The following is a 22919-nucleotide window of genomic DNA, read 5'->3' on the forward strand; positions in this document are numbered from 1 at the left end:
ACCCAGTCGCCACACAGCAAAACGCCAGCTCAAGGCTGGCGTTCTGCATATTCAAGCGACGATCAACGCGGCACAACCGGCTTGCGCGCGGGCTTGCCGCCCTTGCCCTTGGCCGCATCGCTGCGCTCTTTGGCCGCCTGCTTGTTACGCGCCTGCGCGGCGGCCTTGGCTTGCTCGCGCTTGTCCCACGGGTTGCTGCCGTCGCTGCCACGCGGTGGCAGGCCGGTGTGCTGGGTGAGGATTTTGGTCGTCGTTTCCTTGGCGACCTTGTGGCTGCCGGCCGGCGTCGAGTTCTTGCGACGGGCGCTCTGGTAGCTGTCCGTGCTCGGCTGGTGCAGCGGGATCAACTGGTCCTTGCCCGAGCCGATCAGGTCGGCGCGGCCCATGCGGGTCAGCGCTTCACGCAGCATCGGCCAGCCTTTCGGGTCGTGGTAACGCAGGAACGCCTTGTGCAGACGGCGCTGCTCCTCGCTCTTGACGATGGTCACCGCGTCGCTCTTGTACGTCACCTTGCGCAGCGGGTTCTTGCCCGAGTGGTACATCGCGGTGGCGGTGGCCATTGGCGACGGGTAGAACGCCTGCACCTGGTCGGCACGGAAGCCGTTGCCCTTGAGCCACAGGGCCAGGTTCATCATGTCTTCATCGGTGGTGCCTGGGTGGGCGGCGATGAAGTACGGGATCAGGTACTGCTCCTTACCCGCTTCCTTGGTGTACTTCTCGAACATGCGCTTGAACTTGTCATAGCTGCCAATGCCCGGTTTCATCATCTGGTTGAGCGGACCTTCCTCGGTATGTTCCGGGGCGATCTTCAGGTAACCACCGACGTGGTGGGTGACCAGCTCTTTGACGTATTCCGGCGACTCGACGGCGAGGTCGTAGCGCAGGCCGGACGCGATCAGGATCTTCTTCACACCCGGCAATGCACGGGCGCTGCGGTACAGCTGGATCAGCGACGAGTGGTCGGTATTCAGGTTCGGACAGATGCCGGGGAACACGCACGATGGCTTACGGCACGCGGATTCGATTTCCGGACTCTTGCAGGCGATGCGGTACATGTTCGCGGTCGGGCCGCCGAGGTCGGAGATCACGCCAGTGAAGCCCGGTACCTTGTCGCGGATCTCTTCGATTTCGCGAATGATCGACTCTTCGGAACGGTTCTGGATGATGCGGCCTTCGTGCTCGGTGATCGAGCAGAAAGTGCAGCCGCCGAAGCAACCACGCATGATGTTCACCGAAAAACGGATCATGTCGTAGGCCGGGATTTTCTCCTTGCCGTACGCCGGGTGCGGGACTCGCGCGTAGGGCATGCCGAACACGTAGTCCATTTCTTCGGTGGTCATGGGAATGGGGGGCGGGTTGAACCACACGTCCACTTCACCGTGCTTCTGCACCAGGGCGCGGGCGTTGCCTGGGTTGGTTTCCAGGTGCAACACGCGGTTGGCGTGGGCGTAGAGCACCGCGTCACCGCGGACTTTTTCCACCGACGGCAAGCGGATCACAGTCTTGTCGCGGGTCATGCGCGGGCTGGCCAGGATCTGTACGACCTTGGCTTCTTCCGGATCATCGACCGGTCCCTTTTCCTGCTCGATGGCGCAGGCCTGGGTGTCCTGGGTGTTCACGTACGGGTTGATGATCTTGTCGATCTTGCCCGGACGGTCGATGCGCGTGGAGTCCACTTCGTACCAGCCCGCCGGCGTGTCACGGCGAATGAACGCAGTACCGCGCACGTCGGTGATGTCTTCGATCTTGTGGCCCCACGACAGACGCTGGGCGACTTCGACGATGGCCCGCTCGGCGTTGCCGTACAGCAGGATATCGGCGGTGGCGTCGATCAGGATCGAGTTGCGCACACGGTCCTGCCAGTAGTCGTAGTGGGCGATACGGCGCAGCGAGGCTTCGATGCCGCCAAGCACGATCGGCACGTTCTTGTAGGCTTCCTTGCAACGCTGGCTGTACACCAGGCTCGCACGGTCCGGGCGTTTGCCGGCCATGCCGCCGGGGGTGTAGGCGTCGTCGGAACGGATTTTCTTGTCGGCGGTGTAGCGGTTGATCATCGAGTCCATGTTGCCGGCCGCGACGCCGAAGAACAGGTTCGGCTCGCCAAGCTTCATGAAGTCGTCTTTGGACTGCCAGTTCGGCTGCGCAATGATCCCGACGCGAAAGCCCTGGGACTCCAGCAGCCGGCCGATGATTGCCATGCCGAACGACGGATGGTCAACATAGGCATCACCGGTGACGATGATGATGTCGCATGAATCCCAGCCAAGCTGATCCATCTCCTCCCTGCTCATCGGCAGGAATGGTGCAGGGCCGAAACATTCGGCCCAGTACTTGGGATAGTCAAATAAAGGCTTGGCTGTTTGCATGACGGTGACCGGTGTTGAGATGGAAAATCGCGGGCGCGGAATATAGCACAAAATTTGACCAATTCCGACGGTGGTAGTGGGTTTCTATTTTCAGCGCACTCAGGGGCTACCGGGCTAGGCATTGTTCAAAAAAATCGTGAGTAGGCTACCGACGATCGATCACTGCCCTGCATGGCCCACTCATGAACCACCCCGACACACCGGCTGCAATACCCGCCCTTAGCCTTCACAAAGACTTCATCGACACGCAATTGCCGTACTGGCTCAGCGAAGGGTCGTTGGAGTCCCGCCAGCAATTGCGTCGCCTCCTGATTGCCGGCAACCAGGCCCGGCACATGCTCAAAGCCCTCATGGATGAACTCAAAAGCCCCGAAACTTACGCTCGCCCACTGATACGCGAGGTCATCGACACACAGTTTTCCTTGTTCCTGAAGGATGAAACGTCCCTGTTAGTGCGCGAATGGAAAAACAGTCATTTATTGGGCCTGATAAAAAACCACACGAGGACCACCGAACAGAGCTTGCTGGAAGCTGCGTTACAGAATTTTGAATCTTCGGAAGCCGAAAAAGATGGCATGGAACCAGGCTCCGGTCTTTATAACGTGACCGAAAGCGGCCGAACACTGAGCCTGCTTGCGCCGACGGATTTCGCCACTGCATGTCGTGAACTGGATATCGGTGGCAAGTACCTGAAACACCTGACTGACGTGCTTGAACCCGCCCCCCTGCCTGGCAGCACGCGCACCGCTGCAACGGTGCTTGGCTTGTTCAGTGAGAATGACCGGCAGGCCTTTGGAGTCGCGCTGACCATCAGTTATATGAAGGGACATATAAACGCCCGGCTTTACGCACAACTGCAGAGCCTGCAACAAACAGGCAGTCACGTTGAATTGCCCTGCAGTCACCTGACCCTCGGCGGCGTGGTGCTGCCCAATGTGCTGATGATTCATGCACGCAGGCACATCAACGAATACCTGCTATATGTCCCGGAAGACCCGATTGCGCCCTTTTTTGCGTACCGTTCGCTGCATGAGATTGAGCAGACCTTGGTTTCACGCTTGAGCGATCCCGAGTACCTGGCGTTTTTCAATCGCCTGGTGCCTTTGCAGCATCAAGGCACATTGTTGGCCCTGAAGCCGGGAGGGATTGAATGGGTCGACAAGGGGCAACTGATCGGACAGCGAATAGTCTCCTCGTATGCCCGCCTGAAGGAGCCGATGACGCTGACGCCGACCCAGGGCGACGTGTTTCAGGCCATGGCCCGCCGGCGTATCGCCCAGATCAAAAGTGACGCACGCGTCCTGGCGGTCTCCACAGCCGATATCGATATCGTCAGCCGGCAGAAACGCCTGCAGCGCTGGAAGGATCTGGGCCAGTCACTGCTGTTCTTTGCGGCGTCGTTTATCCCCATCGTTGGGGAAGTGTTGCTGGCCGTCACGGCCGGTCAGTTGATTCATAGCGTTTATAACGGTTTTGCCGCCTGGAGCCGCGGCGACAGCGACGAAGCTTTAAATGACCTTTTGGATGTGGTGGACACCGTCGCGCAAGCCGTGGTCACGGCCGGCGCCATCAAAGCCACGGGGTTTACCGCCGGTTTGGTGAAAGTCCACTTGCGCAACAAAGGCTATCGTCTCTGGAACCCGGACCTGGCTCCCTACCTGCATCCCACGACGCTACCTCAGGGGCTTGCCGCCGATAGCCAGGGCATCTACCGGCATAAACAACAGCAGTTTCTGAACATCGATGATGGCATTCACGCGGTACAACGCACCGCCAAGGGCGACCAGTGGGAACTGCCTCACCCTACCGATCCGCAAGCTTACAAGCCGCCATTGCTCAGTAACGGCGTTGGCGGCTGGCGCCATGCCCATGAAAGCTCGCGGGACTGGGACGACCTCAAACTGATAAAACGACTGGGGCCCGACGCCGCGAATATCAAGCAGCCCATGGTCGAACCTATATTGCTGATTGGCGGTGTCGACACGGCGGCCCTGCGCCAGGTCCATCAGGATGTCCTTCGCCCTGCGCCGAAGCTGCGTGACACGGTCAAGCACTTCAACCTGCAACAAGAACTCAAGGAGTTCGATCTGAACCGCGCCGAAGGTGCGAGCGTGACGCCACACTCACCTTTCATTCAGCTCTACCTGGTGTGCTCACTGCGTGACTGGCCAACGAATCGCACGCTGAAAATCGTCGATGAGCAGCAAAACGTGCTGATCAGTCAAGGCACCGGCCCGATTGAAATACGGATCCCAGAGGCACGCTTCAGAAAAGGCGAACTGCTGCACGCCTTGGAACAACAGTTGTCACAAGCCGAATTCAACCGGCTGATGCCCAATCTCTACCTGACATACCTGACCAAAGTGGAGAACCTGGCAAGGAACCTTCACGCCACTGCGCAGACCCGGCATCAAACCTTGTTTACCTGGCTCAAGTCGATCAATGACAAGACAAACGACCCGATTCAAACCGATATTCACGCACTCGTCCCCGAGCTTTCGAAAAGCCATCTTGAGGAGATGGCTGCCGTGCTTGGCCCGCAGGAACGAACACGCCTGCAACGTGAAAAAAGCCTGAGTTCCCTGCAACGCTGGGAAGCCGAACAGTACGCCAGCGATGCCCGCAATCGTGCGGTTTACGAAGGCGTCTATTTGGACTCGATGAACAATTCCGACAGCGTGCCGCTGATATTGCATAGCCTGGAGCAGTTGCCCGGCTGGCCGCCTTTGCGGCAGATCGAAGTCAATAAAAGCAACGGTCAGTTGCTTTACCGCATCGGCGACAAAAGCGCTGCTACCCACCACATCTTGGTAACTGAACGCGATATGTATGCGACCTACGATGGCGTAACCAAAAAACGACTGCACGAGTCGACCACGCTCTTCGACGCCATTGGTCAAACGCTGTCCAACACCGAGCGCGACAACCTGCTCCAGCAATCAGGAGCAAAGGATTTGCGCGAGGCCGTGCGCAAGGCCTGCTCGCGGTCGCAGGCCCAAGAAGCCCCTTTGCGTGCAGCGATCAATCGTGAGCAAGCGGTTGCCGGCGAGGGTCAGCCTTTCGATCCTCTTTTCGCCGCCCCCACTCCACCCGAGGGCTTGACGCTGCGCGCTGATGGTACCTATCAGAGCCTTGCGCAGCCGGATGGCAGCTATCGTTATTACGTACAGGAACAGGGCGCTTACTTTCAAATCAAACCCGATGGGTCAGACTGGCGACTGATCGACGCCCGGAGCCGATTCAGGGCTTACCAGCCTTACGTGCGCCGCAAAACCGGCGGCGGCTGGGAAATAGACCCCGTCAACGGAGCGCTGCTGGGAGGCCTGAAAGACCTACCGTCATCCCCGGACGATTCCATGGATACCAGCAGCAGTGACTTCATCACCGCCGAGTCCTCTGCCAGCGAGTATGAGTCCGCTACAGAGGGTACGGTGGAACTACGCTACAGCGCCAATGAGTTAGCGTATATGCGCTCGATGCGTGGCTATCAGTACAGTCAGAACTACCGCCGCATCTATGACCGCGCCAACAACGGGCGCTACCCGCTGCGCGATGAACAGGGCCTTCCAATGCGTATCAGACATATACAAAGTCACTCGAAATCGTTGATCACTGGCGAGGTGCGAAAGAGCGACGTGCTTCGGCCTTATATCCGCTGGGAAGGTTTTGAAGACGTCGCACGCCTTTATGAAGACAAGTTGGAGCTCGTAACCTTTACCGCAGCTCATCAAAAATTTGCACCGGAGGCCGCAATGATCGGCGAGGCTGCCGTGGTCAGCAGACGCGCGATCAGTAAAGGCGAGCCCCTGGGTGTTTATGGCGGGGAGGTGTTGCCATATGAGATTGCCCGAAGACGTCGAGACCCTTACTTGATGCAGATCAGGGATATCAGACCAACCTCACCTTACGCGCTGAACATGCAACCTGTGCTCTCGGGAGACAACATTCTGTCCAGAATCAACACTATTTTTGAATATGAGAACGGGCAGCCGGTCAGGCAGGCGGCAACCGGTTACAACACCGAAGCGGCACAATTTCGGGTAATGACCCAGGTCGGCGAAAAACCGCAGGAACAGGCGATCCTTACCGCGCTATTCGCCACGCAGGATATACCCGCTGCCACCGAACTGCGTTGGAATTACCAATACGACGAAGCAACGATCAGAGCGATTTTTCAGCGCTGAGCGACTTATTCGTCGTCATCAAAGTTGTAACTACCCGGCGCCAGGTTCTCGAAGCGCGTGTATTTACCGATGAACGCCAGACGGATAAAGCCGATCGGGCCGTTCCGCTGCTTGCCGATGATGATCTCGGCAATGCCCTTGTGTTCGGTTTCGGGGTGGTACACCTCGTCGCGGTAAACGAACATGATCACGTCGGCGTCCTGCTCGATCGCGCCGGATTCACGCAAGTCGGAGTTGACCGGGCGCTTGTTCGGGCGCTGTTCCAGGGAGCGGTTGAGCTGGGACAGCGCCACCACCGGGCAGTTGAATTCCTTGGCCAGGGCCTTGAGGGAACGCGAGATCTCGGAAATTTCGTTGGTGCGGTTGTCGCCGCTGGAACCGGGGATCTGCATCAATTGCAGGTAGTCGATCATGATCAGCGCGATCTCGCCGTGCTCACGCACCAGGCGGCGGGTACGTGCACGCATTTCCGACGGGCTGATGCCGGCGGTGTCATCGATAAACAGCTTGCGATCGTTGAGCAGGTTGACCGCCGAGGTCAGACGCGGCCAATCGTCGTCTTCCAGCTGGCCGGAACGCACCTTGGTCTGGTCGATTCGCCCGAGGGACGAGAGCATACGCATGATCAGCGATTCACCTGGCATCTCAAGGGAGTACACCAGTACCGCCTTGTCGCTGCGTAACACGGCGTTTTCCACCAGGTTCATCGCAAAGGTGGTCTTACCCATGGACGGACGGCCGGCGACGATGATCAAGTCAGACGGCTGCAAGCCGCTGGTTTTCTCGTCGAGGTCGGTGTAGCCGGTGGAAATACCGGTAATGGCGGCGTCGGTATTGAACAACGTGTCGATGCGGTCGATGGCCTTGGTCAACAGATCGTTGACGCTGACCGGGCCGCCGGTTTTCGGACGCGCTTCGGCGATCTGGAAAATCTGGCGTTCGGCCTCGTCAAGGATCTCGGCAGCGGTGCGGCCTTCGGGGTTGAAGGCACTGTCGGCGATTTCGGTGCTGATGCCGATCAACTGGCGCAGGGTGGCGCGCTCACGAACGATCTGGGCATAGGCTTTGATGTTGGCGACGGACGGCGTGTTTTTCGCCAACTCACCGAGGTAGCCCAGGCCGCCGACTTGAGAGGTTTGACCTTCTTTGTCCAACTGCTCGGCCAGCGTCACTACGTCGATCGGCGAGTTCTGGTCGGCCAGTTTGGCGATGGCGCGGAAGATCAGGCGGTGGTCATGGCGATAGAAGTCACCGTCCGAGACTTGATCCAGCACGCGCTCCCAGGCGTTGTTGTCCAGCATCAAGCCACCGAGCACGGCCTGTTCGGCCTCGATGGAGTGCGGCGGCACCTTCAGGGCAGCGGTTTGCAGATCGTATTGCTCAGGAGCTGAAATATCGTTCATGGCCACTTGGAATTTGGGGGTTGTAGAAAAACAAAAGGCACGACCTGTAAACAGGATCGTGCCCGATGTTAACCGCCTGGCACACGAGGTGCCAGTCAGTTAGGTGCTGCTTAAGCTGCTACCACGACAACGCGTACGGTGGCTTCAACTTCGGCGTGCAGGTGCACGGCTACGTCGAATTCGCCTACGTTGCGGATGGTGCCGTTCGGCAGACGAACTTCGCTCTTCTGCACTTCAACGCCGGAGGCGGTCAGTGCATCAGCGATGTCGTGAGTACCGATCGAACCGAACAGCTTGCCTTCGTCACCGGCGGTGGCAGTGATAGTCACTTCCAGCTCAGCCAGTTGGGCAGCGCGCGTTTCAGCCGAGGCTTTCTTGTCTGCTGCGGCTTTTTCCAGCTCGGCACGACGCTCTTCAAACGCAGCCAGGTTGGCAGCGGTTGCAGCGGTGGCTTTGCCGTATGGCAGCAGGTAGTTACGACCGTAGCCGGCCTTAACGTTTACTTTGTCGCCCAGGTTGCCCAGGTTGGCGACTTTTTCCAGAAGGATCAGTTGCATGTGAAAATCCTCTAACTTTTAACCTTCACCGTTCGCGCCATCGGCATCTTTCGACGCCAGACGTCCGCGAAAATCAATCAGGCCGTCGACAATGGCAATCACCACGAGTAACGGATAAATCAGCTGCATGAACGGCAGTATCGTGACGTACAACCCCACCAGCCAGAACTTGGCCAGGCGCTTCTGCGCGACCAGCCCGTGAATCAGGGCCAATCCGGCAAACACCAGCGGTACGCTGCAAAACAGCATCAAAAAGGCCATCTGTGGACCGAGGTTCGGTCCGACAACCATCAATGCCAGCAGCAACATCGCCGGGCCCGCGGGGATTCTGATACTGCGAAATTCGCGACCAAAACCACCCGGGTTGTACAACAGCGCCTGCCAATAACGCCCAAGTATCAGGCTCAGCACGCTGACGACCTGCATTATTGCCGCCATAAGGCCGGTCAGGACCGGTGCAATCAGTGTTGCCAGACGCGCTCGCTCATCTACCGAAAGCTGCTGGTAGAGTTCCCCGAGGGCCAGCGGCAGGACCTTGACGATCTCCTGCGCCACCACCTCGATTTGCGGGCGGAAAGCCGCGTCAATCAACAGCGAAAACACCAACCCCAATGCCACGCTGACCAGCAGCGTACGGACCCAGGACTCACTTGCGCGCAGAACCAACGCAAGGCTCGATGACCCCAGCAGTACCAGAAGTACCTTGGGCTCATCCAGCTTCAGCCACCAGAACAAAGCGGCCAGCAATCCCAGGGCGAGGACGCCAACGGCGTCCTGCAAACCGCGCCGCAGCAGCACAAGGCAACCTGCGGCAGCACCCAACCAATAAAGCAACGGCAATGCCGCACAGCCAGCCACTACCAGAGTGGCCTGCATACGACCGCGCATGATGAACTCAGCTAAGGCGCGCATGCATTCAATCCTTTACTACTTGTCGACTGCCCGGTCTCAGCGGCCGTGGCTGTCGGTGTAGGCCAGCAGGGCCAGGAAGCGGGCGCGCTTGATAGCGGTGGCCAGCTGACGCTGATAACGAGCTTTGGTACCGGTGATGCGGCTTGGAACAATTTTGCCGGTCTCGGATACGTAGGCTTTCAGAGTGTTGAGATCTTTGTAGTCGATCTCCTTCACTTCTTCAGCGGTGAAGCGGCAAAACTTACGACGACGGAAGAAACGTGCCATTTGATAGGCTCCTTAATAAGGTCCGTGGATTACTCGTCAGCGTTATCGCTGCTGTCGCTGTCATCACTGTCAGCGCTATCAGCGCCTTCGTGCTCAGGACGGTCGCGACGCTCACGGCGCTCACTGCGGTTTTCTTCAGCCTTGAGCATCTCGGATTGGCCGGTAACGGCTTCTTCGCGACGGATGACCAGGTTACGGATCACTGCATCGTTGTAGCGGAAGTTGTCTTCCAGCTCGGCCAGGGCCTTGCCAGTGCACTCAACGTTCAGCATCACGTAGTGAGCCTTGTGAACATTGTTGATTGCGTAGGCCAGTTGACGACGGCCCCAATCTTCCAGACGGTGGATTTTGCCGCCGTCTTCTTCGATCAGCTTGGTGTAACGCTCAACCATGCCGCCGACTTGCTCGCTTTGATCCGGGTGGACCAAAAAGATGATTTCGTAATGACGCATGAATGCTCCTTACGGGTTGTAGCCTGCCGCTCAAAAACGGTCAGACAAGGAGTGAATGACACTTATGGATCTTGCCGCAAGGGAGGCACATAGGCGCCTGCCGGGTGGGCAAGGGGCGCAATAGTAGAGGAGCAGGGGGGAAGCTGCAAGCTACAAGCTACAAGTGGTCAACCACCGTGCTTTTAACTTGCAGCTTGAAGCTTACGACTTGCGCGAAGCGACTGCCTTTTTGGCCCCACGCTGACGCTGGGCTTCAAACAAGCACACGCCGGTCGCCACCGACACGTTCAGACTGCTGACGCTACCGGCCATCGGCAGGTGCACCAGGTAATCGCAATGCTCACGGGTCAGACGGCGCATGCCTTTGCCTTCGGCGCCCATGATCAGGATGGTCGGCCCGGTGAGGTCCTGGTCATAAATGCTGACCTCGGCCTCTCCCGCCGTGCCCACAATCCACAGGCCGCGCTGCTGGAGCTTCTCCAACGTGCGCGCCAGGTTGGTCACGGCCACCAGCGGAATCACTTCCGCCGCACCGCAGGCCACTTTACGTACCACTGGCGTCAAGGTAGCCGACTTGTCCTTCGGCACGATCACCGCCAGCGCACCGGCCGCATCCGCCGAGCGCAGGCAGGCGCCGAGGTTGTGCGGGTCGGTAACGCCGTCCAGCACCAGCAACAGTGGCGCGCCTTCGGTACGGTCGAGCAGCTCGTCGAGCATGGCTTCGCCCCAGACCTGGCTCGGGCTGACATCCGCGACCACGCCCTGGTGAACACCTTCGACCCATACGTCCATTTCACGACGCTCGGCCTGGCCGATGGCAACCTTGTTTTGGGTGGCCAGTTCAACCAGCGCTTGCACGCGCGGCTCGCTGCGACCTTCCGCCAACCACACTTGCTTGACGCGTTTAGGGTGGTGACGCAGCAGTGCTTCTACGGCGTGTACGCCGTAGATTTTTTCCAGACTCATGGCTTGGCCTTAGGTTTGCGCGACCCGCCGCTTTTCGCGGGAGCCGAACCGCTTTGGGCGGGCCTTTACGGTGTTTACTTGGCTTGCTCGACGGCTTTTCCGCCCCGTGGGACTTTCCCCCAGACGCCGCTTTACCACCGCTTTTGGCTTCGCTGAGCAACTGCTGCTTCAACTCGCGGCTCTTGCGCAGTTCGGCGTTTTTCGCTGCTGCATCGCTGGGACGGTAGGCTTCGGGCGCCTTGTCCTTGGCAGACGAACGGCGACCGGCCTTGGCAGGCTCAGGCTCTGCCGTTTTTGCAGGCGTACCTTTGCCCTTGCTCGCAGGCGCTGCGGTTTCGCTGCCACGTTTTTTACGGCTATTCGGCGACTCAGCTGGCTTGTCCGGCATGCCGAAGTCGATCTTGCGCTCGTCGAGATCGACGCGCATGACCTGCACTTCCACCGTGTCGCCCAGACGGAAGCTGCGACCGGTGCGCTCGCCCGCCAGGCGGTGATGCACAGGGTCGAAGTGGTAGTAATCGCCCGGCAATGCGGTGACGTGTACCAGGCCTTCGACGTAAATGTCGGTCAATTCGACAAACAGGCCAAAGCCGGTCACGGCGGTAATCACGCCTGGGAACGATTCGCCCACACGGTCCTTCATGAACTCGCACTTGAGCCAGTTCACCACGTCGCGGGTGGCTTCGTCGGCGCGGCGCTCGCTCATGGAGCACTGCTCGCCCAGCTGTTCCAGGGCCGCTTCGTCGTACGGATAGATCCGTGCCTTCGGAATGGTCATGGCACCGGCGCGCTTGACGTGCGGGGTGTTCTGCTTGGAATGGATCACGCTGCGGATTGCGCGGTGCGTGAGCAGGTCCGGGTAACGACGGATCGGCGAGGTGAAGTGAGTGTACGCTTCGTAATTGAGGCCGAAGTGGCCCTGGTTGTCGGCGCTGTACACCGCCTGGCTCAGGGAACGCAGCATCACGGTCTGGATCACGTGGTAATCCGGACGGTCCTTGATGCTGGCCAGCAGTGCCTGGTAGTCCTTCGGCGTCGGACCCTCCTTGCCTTTGTGCAGGGACAGGCCAAGCTCGCCGAGGAAGGCGCGCAACTTTTCCAGACGCTCCGGCGGCGGGCCGTCGTGCACGCGGTACAACGCAGGAATCTCATGTTTCTTGAGGAACTCAGCGGTGGCCACGTTGGCCGCCAGCATGCACTCTTCGATCAGCTTGTGCGCATCGTTGCGGGTCGTCGGGGTGATGGCGGCGATCTTGCGCTCGGAACCGAAGACAATCCGGGTTTCCTGGGTCTCAAAATCGATCGCGCCACGCACGTGACGGGCACCCAGCAACACCTTGTACAGCGAGTACAGCTGCTTGAGGTGCGGCACCACGCCAGCGTATTCAGTACGCAGGGCCTTGGCTTCGCTGGTCTTCGGCGTTTCCAGGATGGTGCTGACCTTGTTATAGGTCAGCCGCGCCTGGGAGTGAATCACCGCTTCGTAGAACTGGTAATCGGTCATTTCGCCGGTTTTGGAGATGGTCATCTCGCACACCATGGCCAAACGGTCGACTTTCGGGTTCAGCGAGCACAGGCCGTTGGACAGCTGCTCGGGCAGCATCGGGATCACGCGCTCAGGGAAATACACGGAGTTGCCGCGCACCTGGGCTTCGTTATCCAGCGCCGAACCGATCTTCACATAGCTGGAGACGTCGGCAATCGCCACGTACAACTTCCAGCCGCCGGAGAACAGGCGTAGCTTGCCGGGCTTGGCTTCGCAGTAGACCGCATCGTCGAAGTCGCGAGCATCTTCGCCGTCAATGGTGACGAACGGCAGATGGCGCAAGTCGATGCGTTTTTCTTTGTCCTTCTCTTCGACTTCCGGCTTGAGCTTGGCGGCTTCCTTGAGCACGGCATCAGGCCAGACGTGAGGAATATCGTAGGTGCGCAGCGCCACGTCGATTTCCATGCCCGGCGCCATGTAGTTGCCGACCACTTCAACGATATCGCCCTGGGGCTGGAAGCGCGCGGTTGGCCAGTGGGTGATTTTCACCTCGACGAACTGACCAACCTTGGCGGCGCCATTGCGGCCCGGGGTGATCAGCACTTCCTGCTGCACCTTCGGGTTATCCGGGACCACAAAGCCGATGCCGCCTTCTTCGAAGTACCGACCGACGATGGACTCGTGGGCACGGGACACCACTTCGACGATCACGCCTTCACGGCGACCGCGACGGTCCAGGCCGGAAACGCGTGCCAGGGCACGGTCGCCATCGAACACCAGGCGCATTTGCGACGGGCTCATGAACAGGTCGTCACTGCCGTCGTCCGGGATCAGGAAGCCGAAGCCGTCACGATGGCCGGCAATGCGGCCGAGGATCAGATCAAGCTTGTCCACCGGCGCATACGTGCCACGACGGGTGTAGATCAGCTGAGCGTCGCGCTCCATGGCACGCAAACGGCGGCGCAGGGCTTCGAGTTGGTCTTCGGTGGTCAGACCGAACTCTTCAACCAACTGCTCGCGGCTAGCAGGCGAGCCCCGATCGGCGAGATGCGCCAGGATCAGTTCGCGGCTAGGAATAGGGTTTTCATATTTTTCCGCTTCACGAGCGGCCTCGGGATCGAGGGACTGCCAATCGGCCATTAGAGAGTTTTCACCTTGTCTATATGCGGGTTAGTTTGGCATACGCGTATTGAAACGGGAAATTTCAGGTATCAACAAGCGTTTAAAAGCCCTTTATCGCCCTCGACGCGCACCTTGCGCGACCATTGGCGAAATTTTCCAGGCTTTTTTAATGCCAGGGGTTTACAGCCAAAATTCCACTCCGTATAGTGCGCGCCATCGACGACGGCAACGTTGAAGATACTGCCCAGATGGTGAAATTGGTAGACACGCCAGCTTCAGGTGCTGGTGGCCGCAAGGCCGTGGAAGTTCGAGTCTTCTTCTGGGCACCAAATTCAGATCAAACCCGCGAAAGCGGGTTTTTTCGTTTCAGGCCTCTGATTTTTAACGAGAATCTCGATTTATTTTTTTGAATCAGGGGTTTACAGATCAAAAAGCCCGCCGTATAGTTCGCCCCATCAACAGCGGCAACGTTGCTTGATAATGCCCAGGTGGTGAAATTGGTAGACACGCCAGCTTCAGGTGCTGGTGATCGCAAGGTCGTGGAAGTTCGAGTCTTCTCCTGGGCACCAAATTCAGATCAAACCCGCGAAAGCGGGTTTTTTCGTTTCCGGGGTTTAAAAACCCCGCGCCTGATTTGCCCCTTCTCCGCATATGAGAAACCTTAGCGTTTGCGCTCATCATCACGCTTCATGGCAGTGAGACAGCCGAAGAGTGCCTGTTGCTGACGACTCGGGTACATCTGAGTCTCTGATATCGCTATCGGGGGCTTGCCCCACTCCCACATTGACCGAGCTCCATCCGTGGAGTGTGTACAGCGTGGGAGGGGGGGGGCTTGCCCCCAATGAGGTCGGAACAGACGACACTAGGCCCGAAACTGCCCCAAACTCGCCTTCAACTGCGCCGCCAGGCCATCCAGCACCTTGCCACTGGCGGTTGTCTCGACCACCGCCTGCGCAGCGCGCTCAGCCTGGGCATGGATCACCTCGACCCGCCCACGCACCGCATGTGCGCCCTGGGCTTGATGCTCGGCCGCTCGCGTCGCCAGGCCGATTGCGGCATGAACCTGCTCCACCGACGCCTGCACCGTCTGCTGCAAGCGCACGCTGTCGCGCAGCACCAACAAGCCCTCGCTGGCTTGGCGCCCGGCTTTGCCGATGGTCTCCACCGCCTCACGCGCGCCCTGTTGCAACGCGACGATATGCGCCTGGATATCCCCCGTGGAACTTTGAGTTTTGCTGGCCAGCGCTCGCACCTCGTCCGCCACCACCGCGAAGCCGCGCCCGGTTTCACCGGCGCGCGCCGCCTCGATGGCGGCGTTGAGGGCCAACAAGTTGGTTTGCTCGGCGATACCGTGAATCACCGTCAGCACTACCTCGATCTGTTCGCTCTGCTGAGCCAGACGCTCGATCACCTGCGAACCCGCCTGGACCTGCCCCGCCAATGCCTCGATCAAACTGCCGACCTCGGCCGAGGTACGCGCGTTCTCATCCGTGGCCTGGCGAATATCCACCACCTGCTGCAAGGCCGCCTGCATGGCATGACTTTCAGCCTGGGCTTCGTCGGCCATTTGCGAGAGTGCGCGCAGACTTTCCGCCACTTCATCACGCTGCAGGCCTGCCGCCGCATCAGCGCCGGCATTGCGCAATGTCATGGCGCCGATCTCTACGCCGGTACGCTGGGCCACATCGCCCGCCTCGCGCACGATCGGCTGTAATTTATCCACAAAGCGATTGACCGCCGAGGCCATGTCGCCGATTTCATCCTTGCTGCTGATCTGCACGCGCTTGGTGAGATCGCCCTCGCCCGCCGCCAGGTCGTCCATGGCGGCAATCAGCAGTTTCAGGCGATTGACCACACGACGACCCAGCACAACGGCGATCAGCAGCAATACACCAAAACCGACGACCGCCAGGCCCATGCCGATACGCCAGCGCAAGGTGCCGGCGGCCTCTTGCACGGCGCCAGTGGTGTTGGCGGTCATCTGGGTGGCGGTGGCTTGCGCCGATTGCAGGCGGGCGCCCATGGCGGCAGCACTGTCCGCGGCGGCGCCTTTGAGGCTGTCGCCCACCAGCTGATCACCGCTGGCGATCAGCGCGGCAAAACGCTTGTCCAGCGCCTGCAGGTCAGCCTCGACCGATGCGGTCGACACGCCCATGAGTACTTTGCCGATTTCTACGCCATTGGGGCTGATGGAGGCCTCGACGTAGAACACCGAGGGATCATGCTTCGCCGCATTCAGGACCTTATCCAAGGCGCGGTCGCCCTGGCCTTTTTCCAGCAGCGCCTTGTTGATCGGGTTTTCGCGGTTCAGGTAACGGGTCAAGTGCTCACCCGCGGCGTCGTCGTAGACCACAAACAGCACGTTGGGATTGCGCTGGGCACGCCGGGCAAACTCAGACAGCGTCGGTACATCGCTGTCCCACATGGCGCGCGGTGCCACCGAGGCCAGCAGTTGCGCCATATCGTTGGCAGAGTCTTGCAGGTCTTTTTCCAGGGTCGCGCGCAGTTGTTTCTGCTCTTCCTGCAGACGCGAGGAAAGCCCGGCCGTCAGACGCTGGCGTGTGCTGGCGGACAAGCTGTCCAGGCTCGACGTGACCTCCTTGCCGGCCTGTGCCAACTCGCCAGACAGTTTCTGGCTATCCACACCCAGGCGCGCGCCTAACTCGGCTTCCAGTGCAGTGACCGTGCTCCGGGTCAGCGCGACCGCCACCAGCACTTGCACCAAAAGGGCGATACCAAGGGTAACGAACACCGGCCGCAACAGACGGCTTTGTAACAATGAGAGAACGGCAGACATCGGTAATCCCTCCACCACGGGTGCCAGTAATTTGATAGCACCGCGAAAGAAGGAAATACAGCAAGGGTCGTGCCGCTTGGCGAATCCAAACGAAAAAGGACTCCCGAGGGAGTCCTTTTCTTTTTACATCAACAGCTTATTAAGCGAACGGATGACGCAGAACGATGGTTTCGTTGCGGTCCGGGCCCGTCGAAATAATGTCAATCGGCGCACCGATCAGCTCTTCAACGCGTTTGATGTAAGCACGAGCGTTGGCCGGCAGCTCTTCCAGGGTCTTGGCGCCCACGGTCGATTCGGTCCAGCCCGGCACTTCTTCGTATACCGGCTGCAGGCCCACGTAGCTGTCAGCGTCGGTCGGCGCAACAGCGTTGCCTTGTGCATCTTTGTAGCCGGTGCAGATGTTGATGGCTTCGAGGCCGTCGAGCACGTCCAGCTTGGTCAGGCAGATACCCGAGATGCTGTTCACATCGATAGCGCGACGCAGGATAACGGCGTCAAACCAACCACAACGACGAGCACGGCCAGTGGTCGCGCCGAATTCGTGGCCTTGTTTAGCCAGGTGCGCACCGACGTCGTCGAACAGTTCAGTCGGGAATGGACCCGAACCGACACGAGTGGTGTAAGCCTTGGTGATGCCCAGGATGTAGTCCAGGAACATCGGGCCAACACCAGAACCGGTTGCCACGCCGCCAGCGGTGGTGTTGGAGCTGGTCACGTACGGGTAGGTGCCATGGTCGATGTCCAGCAACGAACCTTGGGCGCCTTCGAACATGATGTCCTTGCCGGCGCGACGCAGGTCGTGCAGCTCGGCGGTCACGTCCAGCATCAGCGGCTTGAGCAGCTCAGCGTATTCCTTGCACTCGGCCAGGGTCGTGTCGAACTCGATGGCCGGCTCTTTGTAGTAACCCACCAGCATGAAGTTGTGGTAATCCACCAGTTCACGCAGCTTGTCTTCAAAGCGCGGCATGTTGAGCAGGTCGCCCACACGCAGGCCACGACGCGCAACTTTGTCTTCGTAGGCCGGGCCGATGCCACGACCGGTGGTGCCGATCTTCAACTCGCCACGCGCCTTTTCACGGGCCTGGTCCAGCGCAACGTGGAAGGACAGGATCAGCGGGCAGGACGGGCTGATACGCAGGCGCTCGCGCACCGGCACGCCTTTCTCTTCCAGCTTGGTGATCTCGCGCAACAGGGCATCCGGTGCAACCACCACGCCGTTGCCGATCAGGCACTGCACGCCTTCGCGCAGGACACCCGACGGGATCAGGTGCAAGACAGTTTTTTCGCCGTCGATGACCAGGGTGTGGCCAGCGTTGTGACCACCTTGGTAGCGCACTACGGCGGCAGCATGTTCGGTCAGCAGATCAACGATCTTGCCTTTGCCCTCATCACCCCATTGGGTGCCCAGGACTACGACATTCTTACCCATAACACTTGTCCTCATTCGCGCAAACTTGGTGCCGGCGATGGCCGGCAGGAAAACTCAAGAAGCCAGTGGCGATACTTGCCAAAGCCCGTTCTGCAGAATCAATTGCCGGTCGCAGTCCGCTTCACGGGCGGCGGCCAATGGCTGGCCAGGCAAAGCCTGGACAACACGCTGACCCTCACTGCGCAACTGGCACACCTGCTGCCAGAGTGCTGCGTCCGTACTGTCGGGCATCCAGATGCCACCAGACGGCAGCTCGACCTCAGCACGCCCCAGGGTCACCAGGGTTTTCAAATCGGTGGAGAAACCGGTGGCCGGACGCGCACGACCGAAGTCGGCACCGATATCGTCATAACGACCACCTTGGGCGATGGCCTGGCCAACACCCGGAACGAACACCGCGAACACCACACCCGTGTGGTAGTGGTAACCGCGCAACTCGCCCAAATCAAAGTACAACGGCAACTGCGGGAAACGCGCGGACAACCGCTCGGCAATCGCCAGCACGTCGTACAATGCCGCCAACACTGGCGCCGGCGCATTCGCCAGGCGCTCACGGGCAGCGACCAGCACCTCAGGACCACCGCACAGATTGACCAGCGCCCGCAGCATGCCGGCCAGGTCGGCAGGCACGCCCTCGGTCAGGGCAATGACCTCATCGATGGCCTTGCGTTGCAGGGCATCGAACAACTGTTGCTCCACTTCACCGGACAAACCGGCGGCGCGCGCCAGGCCACGGTAAATACCGACGTGACCCAGGTCCATGTGAACATCCGGTACGTCAGCGAGTTGCAGCATGGCCAGCATCAAGCTGATCACTTCAACGTCGCTGCTCGGGCTTGCGTCGCCGTACAACTCGGCGCCCAACTGAATCGGGCTACGGGACGACGACAAGGCGCGCGGCTGGGCGTGCAGTACGCTGCCGGCGTAGCACAGGCGGCTCGGGCCTTCGCGACGCAGGGTGTGCGCATCGATACGCGCCACTTGCGGCGTGATGTCGGCACGAAAACCCATTTGCCGGCCCGATTGCGGGTCGATGACCTTGAAGGTGCGCAGATCCAGGTCCTGGCCCGCACCGGTAAGCAGGGATTCCAGGTACTCGATATGGGGGGTCACGACAAACTCGTAACCCCAGCTCTGGAACAGATCCAACACCTGGCGACGCGCTACTTCAATGCGCGCAGCCTCCGGTGGCAGTACTTCTTCGATGCCATCTGGCAGCAGCCAGCGGTCTACCGTTGCCATTACGCCATTCCCCTATGATCCGGGCGGCCAGCCCTCGGCCGAGCCTTGAGTGAAGCAGAAAATACCCGCAGCCTGCATAAACCACGCGCAAGAGCGACGTGACGAACGACCTGTCACCGGCCTCGTCGGGCACCTTCCTCGAAAAACCTGTCACGTCTGCCGAATCAAACATGCAGACGCAAAAAAGCCGGGAATTTCCCGGCTGCCGCATCATACACCCGTTTTCTGAAAGGATCACCCCGCCAGGCGTTTTAGCCGCCCGACGGAGTGTGTCCTACACAGTGACGAGCTGATTACTTGGATTTTTCCAGGTAGCGGAAGAAATCGCTACTTGGGTCCAGCACCATGACGTCGGTTTTGTTCGCGAAGCTTTCACGGTAGGCACGCAGGCTACGGTAGAACGCGTAGAACTCCTGGTCCTGGCCGTAGGCCTTGGAGTAGATCGCCGCCGCCTGAGCATCACCATCACCACGGGTCTCTTCAGACTCGCGATACGCTTCCGCCAGCAGTACACGACGCTGACGGTCGGCATCCGCACGGATACCTTCAGCCAACTCGTTACCCTTGGCGCGATGCTCGCGGGCCTCACGCTCACGCTCGGTGCTCATACGCTCGAACACGCTGCGGTTCACTTCCTTGGGCAGGTCGATAGCCTTGACCCGAACATCGACCACTTCGATGCCCAGCTCTTTTTCCGCCATCGTGTTCAGCGAGCGGGTGATATCCGCCATCAGCGCATCACGCTCACCGGAGACCACTTCGTGCAGGGTGCGCTTACCAAACTGGTCGCGCAGGCCCGACTCGAGACGACGCGACAAGCGATCGTCGGCAAGCTGCTTGAGACCGGAGGTCGCGGTGTAGAAGCGCTCGGCATCCTTGACGCGCCACTTGGCGTAGGCGTCAACCATCACGGCTTTCTTTTCCAGGGTCAGGAAACGCTGTGTCGGTGCATCCAGGGTCATCAGGCGGGCGTCGAACTTGCGCACCTGGTTGACGTAGGGGACTTTCACATGCAGGCCCGGCTGGACGTCCGCCTGGACCACGCGACCGAATTGCAGCAGCACCGCGCGCTCGGTCTGAGCCACGATGTAGAAGCAGTTCCAGGCGGCGATGACCACGACGACGCCCACAATCAGGGCGGTCAGCGATTTATTGCTCATCAACGACTCTCCCTGGTACGTGTTTGCTGTTGCAGCAAGTCAGCGGCCGCACGGGCACTCGCTTCGTTGGCAGCGGCATTGGAGCCGGCGGACGGTGCGCTGGAGCTGCTACGACCACCTTCGATCATCTTGTCCAGCGGCAGGTACAGCAGGTTGTTCTGCCCACCCTTGCTGCCGGTCACGAGGACCTTGCTGGTGTTGCTGAAGACTTCCTGCATGGTGTCCAGGTACAGACGCTCACGAGTCACTTCAGGGGCCTTGCGGTACTCGGCCACCAGCTTGGTGAAACGATCCGCCTCACCCTTGGCGCGGGAGACCACTTCGTCGCGGTAACCGTTGCATCCTCAAGGATGCGCTGGGCCTGACCACGCGCTTCCGGCACGACGCCGTTGGCGTAGGTTTCCGCCTGGTTGCGCGAACGCTGCTCGTCTTCACGGGCGCGGATCACGTCGTCGAAGGCTTCCTGCACTTCACGCGGTGCCGCTGCGCTCTGTACGTTCACCTGGGTGACGGTGATACCGGTGCGATAGGTATCGAGGAACCGTTGCAGGCGCTCCTTGATTTCGCTGGCCATCAATTCACGACCTTCGGTCAGCACCTGATCCATGGCGGTGGAACCCACCACGTGGCGCAGGGCGCTTTCGGTTGCGTGTTGCAGGCTGATCTCCGGCTGATCAACGTTCAGCACGAAGTCCTGCAGGTTACTGATTTTGTACTGCACGGTCAGCGGCACTTCGACGATGTTCTCGTCTTCGGTCAGCATCTGGCCCTGCTTGGTGTAGGCACGCTCACGCGTGACGTTCTCCATGTACTTCTTATCGATCGGCGGGAAGTAGATGTTCAGGCCCGGACCGACCGTCTCGTAGTACTTGCCGAAGCGCAGCACCACGGCCTGCTCCTGTTCGTCGACTACGTAGACAGCGCTGTACAGCCAGACGGCCGCCAGCACGACAAGACCCAGGCCCAGCAGGCCGTAGCCGCCGCCCTTGCTTGTGCGACCGCCGTCGTCACCACCGCGTTTTTTCCCACCACCGAACAACCCATTCAGGCTTTCCTGCAGCTTTCGGAAGGCCTCGTCGAGATCTGGTGGCCCCTTGCGGTCGCCATTATTGCGGCGTTTACCACCCCAAGGATCCTGATTATTCGAGTTGCCACCCGGCTCATTCCAAGCCATAGCGCTCTCCATCTGATAAAGCAAAGACGCACCCACGGCGCGCGACCAATGCTACAGAATGCCTGCTACTGCGGCACAACCGCTTTCGGAGGCTTTTATTGCAAAGTGTGTTGTTCGATGAACTCTGCCGGAACCACACCTTCACGGCTGACCAGCCGATTCAGTTCCGAGCGCGGCAATCGAACGGCCAGCAAGCTGACACCTTCTTCGTCGTGTTCTTCTTTCTGTACCGCGCCCAGCTCGAAAAACTGTGCACGCAGTCGAGCAAAACGCTGAGGCAAGCGCAAGGTGCCGACGAACAAATCGCTGCCGAGCAGTTCGGCAATGGCTTGTTCAAGCAGCTCCAAACCACTGCCATCGCGCGCCGACAGCCATACCCGCTGGGGCTTGCCGTTCTCGTCGCGCTGGATTTGTGGCTCAACGCCTTCAAGCAAATCGAGTTTGTTATAGACCTCGAGGATCGGCAAGTCCTGGGCCCCGATCTCGCCCAGCACCACCATCACCTGCTCGATCTGCAACATGCGATCCGGTTCAGCCGCATCGATCACGTGCAACAGCAGGTCGGAATTGCTCGACTCTTCGAGCGTAGACCGAAATGCCTCGACCAGCTTGTGGGGCAGGTGACGGATGAAACCCACGGTATCGGCCAGGACAATCGGCCCCAGGTCGTCGATGTCCAGACGGCGCAAGGTCGGATCGAGGGTGGCGAACAGTTGGTCGGCCGCATACACATCGGACTTGGTCACGTTGTTGAACAGCGTGGACTTGCCGGCGTTGGTGTAGCCCACCAGGGAAACGGTCGGGATATCCGCACGCGAACGGCCGCGTCGCGATTGCTCGCGCTGGCTGCGTACTTTTTCGAGGCGGCCCTTGATCTGGCGCAGGCGAACCCGCAGCAGGCGCCGGTCGGTTTCAAGTTGGGTTTCACCCGGGCCGCGCATGCCGATACCGCCACCTTGACGCTCAAGGTGAGTCCAGCCGCGAACCAGCCGGGTGCTCATGTGGTCAAGCTGGGCCAGTTCAACCTGGAGCTTGCCTTCATGGGTACGGGCGCGCTGGGCGAAAATATCGAGAATCAGGCCGGTACGGTCGATCACGCGACACTCGAAAACACGTTCGAGGTTACGTTCCTGACTGGGCGTGAGGGTGTGATTGAAGATCACCAGATCGGCTTCTTCGGCGTGGACCAGGTCGCGCAATTCCTCGACCTTGCCGCTGCCAATCAGAAATTTGGCGGTTGGCCGATGACGCGGCACGTTAAAAAACGCAACGGTCTCGGCGCCGGCCGAATTTGCCAACTCCTGAAACTCCTGCGGATCTTCGCGCGCCTCAGGGTCCTGTCCATCCAAGTGAACGAGGATCACTCGCTCACCACCACCGTGGCGCTCAAAGAACAAAGGAG

The 22919-nt window shown here is 59.8% G+C and carries 13 protein-coding genes, 2 tRNA genes and 2 pseudogenes; 3 read left to right on the top strand and 14 right to left on the bottom strand.

Features of this window, described 5'->3' with window-relative positions; translation table 11 throughout:
- Window positions 1-62: 62 nt before the first annotated feature.
- Window positions 63-2366, bottom strand: coding sequence for a YgiQ family radical SAM protein (locus JWR98_RS17060; protein ID WP_078731326.1), 2304 nt, complete (start codon window positions 2364-2366; stop codon window positions 63-65).
- Between the two features lie 182 nt (window positions 2367-2548).
- Between JWR98_RS17060 and JWR98_RS17065 the strand changes: the two genes are divergently transcribed.
- The gene (locus JWR98_RS17065; RefSeq protein WP_205490629.1) at window positions 2549-6550 is read left to right on the top strand and encodes a dermonecrotic toxin domain-containing protein; all 4002 of its coding nucleotides are present in this window, start codon (window positions 2549-2551) and stop codon (window positions 6548-6550) included.
- 5 nt (window positions 6551-6555) lie between these two features.
- Here the strand turns inward: JWR98_RS17065 and dnaB are convergent, their stop codons facing one another.
- From dnaB to rnr, 7 genes and pseudogenes are all read right to left on the bottom strand, one after another.
- Window positions 6556-7953, bottom strand: a complete 1398-nt coding sequence (dnaB, locus tag JWR98_RS17070) for a replicative DNA helicase (RefSeq protein ID WP_042944101.1) — start codon at window positions 7951-7953, stop codon at window positions 6556-6558.
- A gap of 110 nt (window positions 7954-8063) precedes the next feature.
- Complete coding sequence (rplI, locus tag JWR98_RS17075) at window positions 8064-8510, bottom strand: 50S ribosomal protein L9 (RefSeq protein WP_003171376.1); 447 nt, start codon at window positions 8508-8510, stop codon at window positions 8064-8066.
- A gap of 18 nt (window positions 8511-8528) precedes the next feature.
- Window positions 8529-9422, bottom strand: coding sequence for a YybS family protein (locus JWR98_RS17080; RefSeq protein WP_078731324.1), 894 nt, complete (start codon window positions 9420-9422; stop codon window positions 8529-8531).
- Window positions 9423-9458: 36 nt separating this feature from the next.
- On the bottom strand, window positions 9459-9689 hold the full coding sequence (gene rpsR / locus JWR98_RS17085) for a 30S ribosomal protein S18 (protein ID WP_003171373.1): 231 nt from the start codon (window positions 9687-9689) through the stop codon (window positions 9459-9461).
- Window positions 9690-9718: 29 nt separating this feature from the next.
- Complete coding sequence (rpsF, locus tag JWR98_RS17090; RefSeq protein ID WP_003171371.1) at window positions 9719-10141, bottom strand: 30S ribosomal protein S6; 423 nt, start codon at window positions 10139-10141, stop codon at window positions 9719-9721.
- Window positions 10142-10342: 201 nt separating this feature from the next.
- Window positions 10343-11107, bottom strand: coding sequence for a 23S rRNA (guanosine(2251)-2'-O)-methyltransferase RlmB (rlmB, locus tag JWR98_RS17095; RefSeq protein ID WP_078731323.1), 765 nt, complete (start codon window positions 11105-11107; stop codon window positions 10343-10345).
- Window positions 11104-13733: pseudogene (rnr, locus tag JWR98_RS17100) on the bottom strand (ribonuclease R). Before rnr ends, rlmB begins: the two are co-directional and overlap by 4 nt.
- A 224-nt stretch (window positions 13734-13957) precedes the next feature.
- Here rnr and JWR98_RS17105 point away from each other — a divergent pair.
- Window positions 13958-14044: transfer RNA gene (locus JWR98_RS17105), tRNA-Leu, on the top strand.
- A gap of 153 nt (window positions 14045-14197) precedes the next feature.
- Window positions 14198-14284, top strand: a tRNA-Leu gene (locus JWR98_RS17110).
- A 293-nt stretch (window positions 14285-14577) separates the two neighbouring features.
- Here JWR98_RS17110 and JWR98_RS17115 read toward each other — a convergent pair.
- The 6 genes and pseudogenes from JWR98_RS17115 to hflX form a co-directional block, all read right to left on the bottom strand.
- Entirely contained in the window at window positions 14578-16512 is a 1935-nt protein-coding gene (locus tag JWR98_RS17115; RefSeq protein ID WP_205490630.1) for a methyl-accepting chemotaxis protein, read from the bottom strand.
- 139 nt (window positions 16513-16651) lie between these two features.
- Window positions 16652-17941 carry an adenylosuccinate synthase gene (locus JWR98_RS17120; protein WP_078731320.1) on the bottom strand — a complete coding sequence of 430 codons (1290 nt, stop codon included), beginning with the start codon at window positions 17939-17941 and terminating at the stop codon, window positions 16652-16654.
- A 54-nt stretch (window positions 17942-17995) separates the two neighbouring features.
- Window positions 17996-19183 carry an ATP phosphoribosyltransferase regulatory subunit gene (locus tag JWR98_RS17125; protein WP_205490631.1) on the bottom strand — a complete coding sequence of 396 codons (1188 nt, stop codon included), beginning with the start codon at window positions 19181-19183 and terminating at the stop codon, window positions 17996-17998.
- Between the two features lie 293 nt (window positions 19184-19476).
- Complete coding sequence (hflC, locus tag JWR98_RS17130) at window positions 19477-20343, bottom strand: protease modulator HflC (protein ID WP_003171359.1); 867 nt, start codon at window positions 20341-20343, stop codon at window positions 19477-19479.
- Window positions 20343-21517: pseudogene (gene hflK, locus JWR98_RS17135) on the bottom strand (FtsH protease activity modulator HflK). Before hflK ends, hflC begins: the two are co-directional and overlap by 1 nt.
- A gap of 95 nt (window positions 21518-21612) precedes the next feature.
- Window positions 21613-22914, bottom strand: a complete 1302-nt coding sequence (gene hflX, locus JWR98_RS17140) for a ribosome rescue GTPase HflX (RefSeq protein ID WP_003171356.1) — start codon at window positions 22912-22914, stop codon at window positions 21613-21615.
- Window positions 22915-22919: the final 5 nt, after the last annotated feature.

It is taken from the genome of Pseudomonas lactucae, from assembly GCF_016937615.1.
GTDB classification, from domain to species: Bacteria; Pseudomonadota; Gammaproteobacteria; order Pseudomonadales; family Pseudomonadaceae; genus Aquipseudomonas; species Aquipseudomonas lactucae.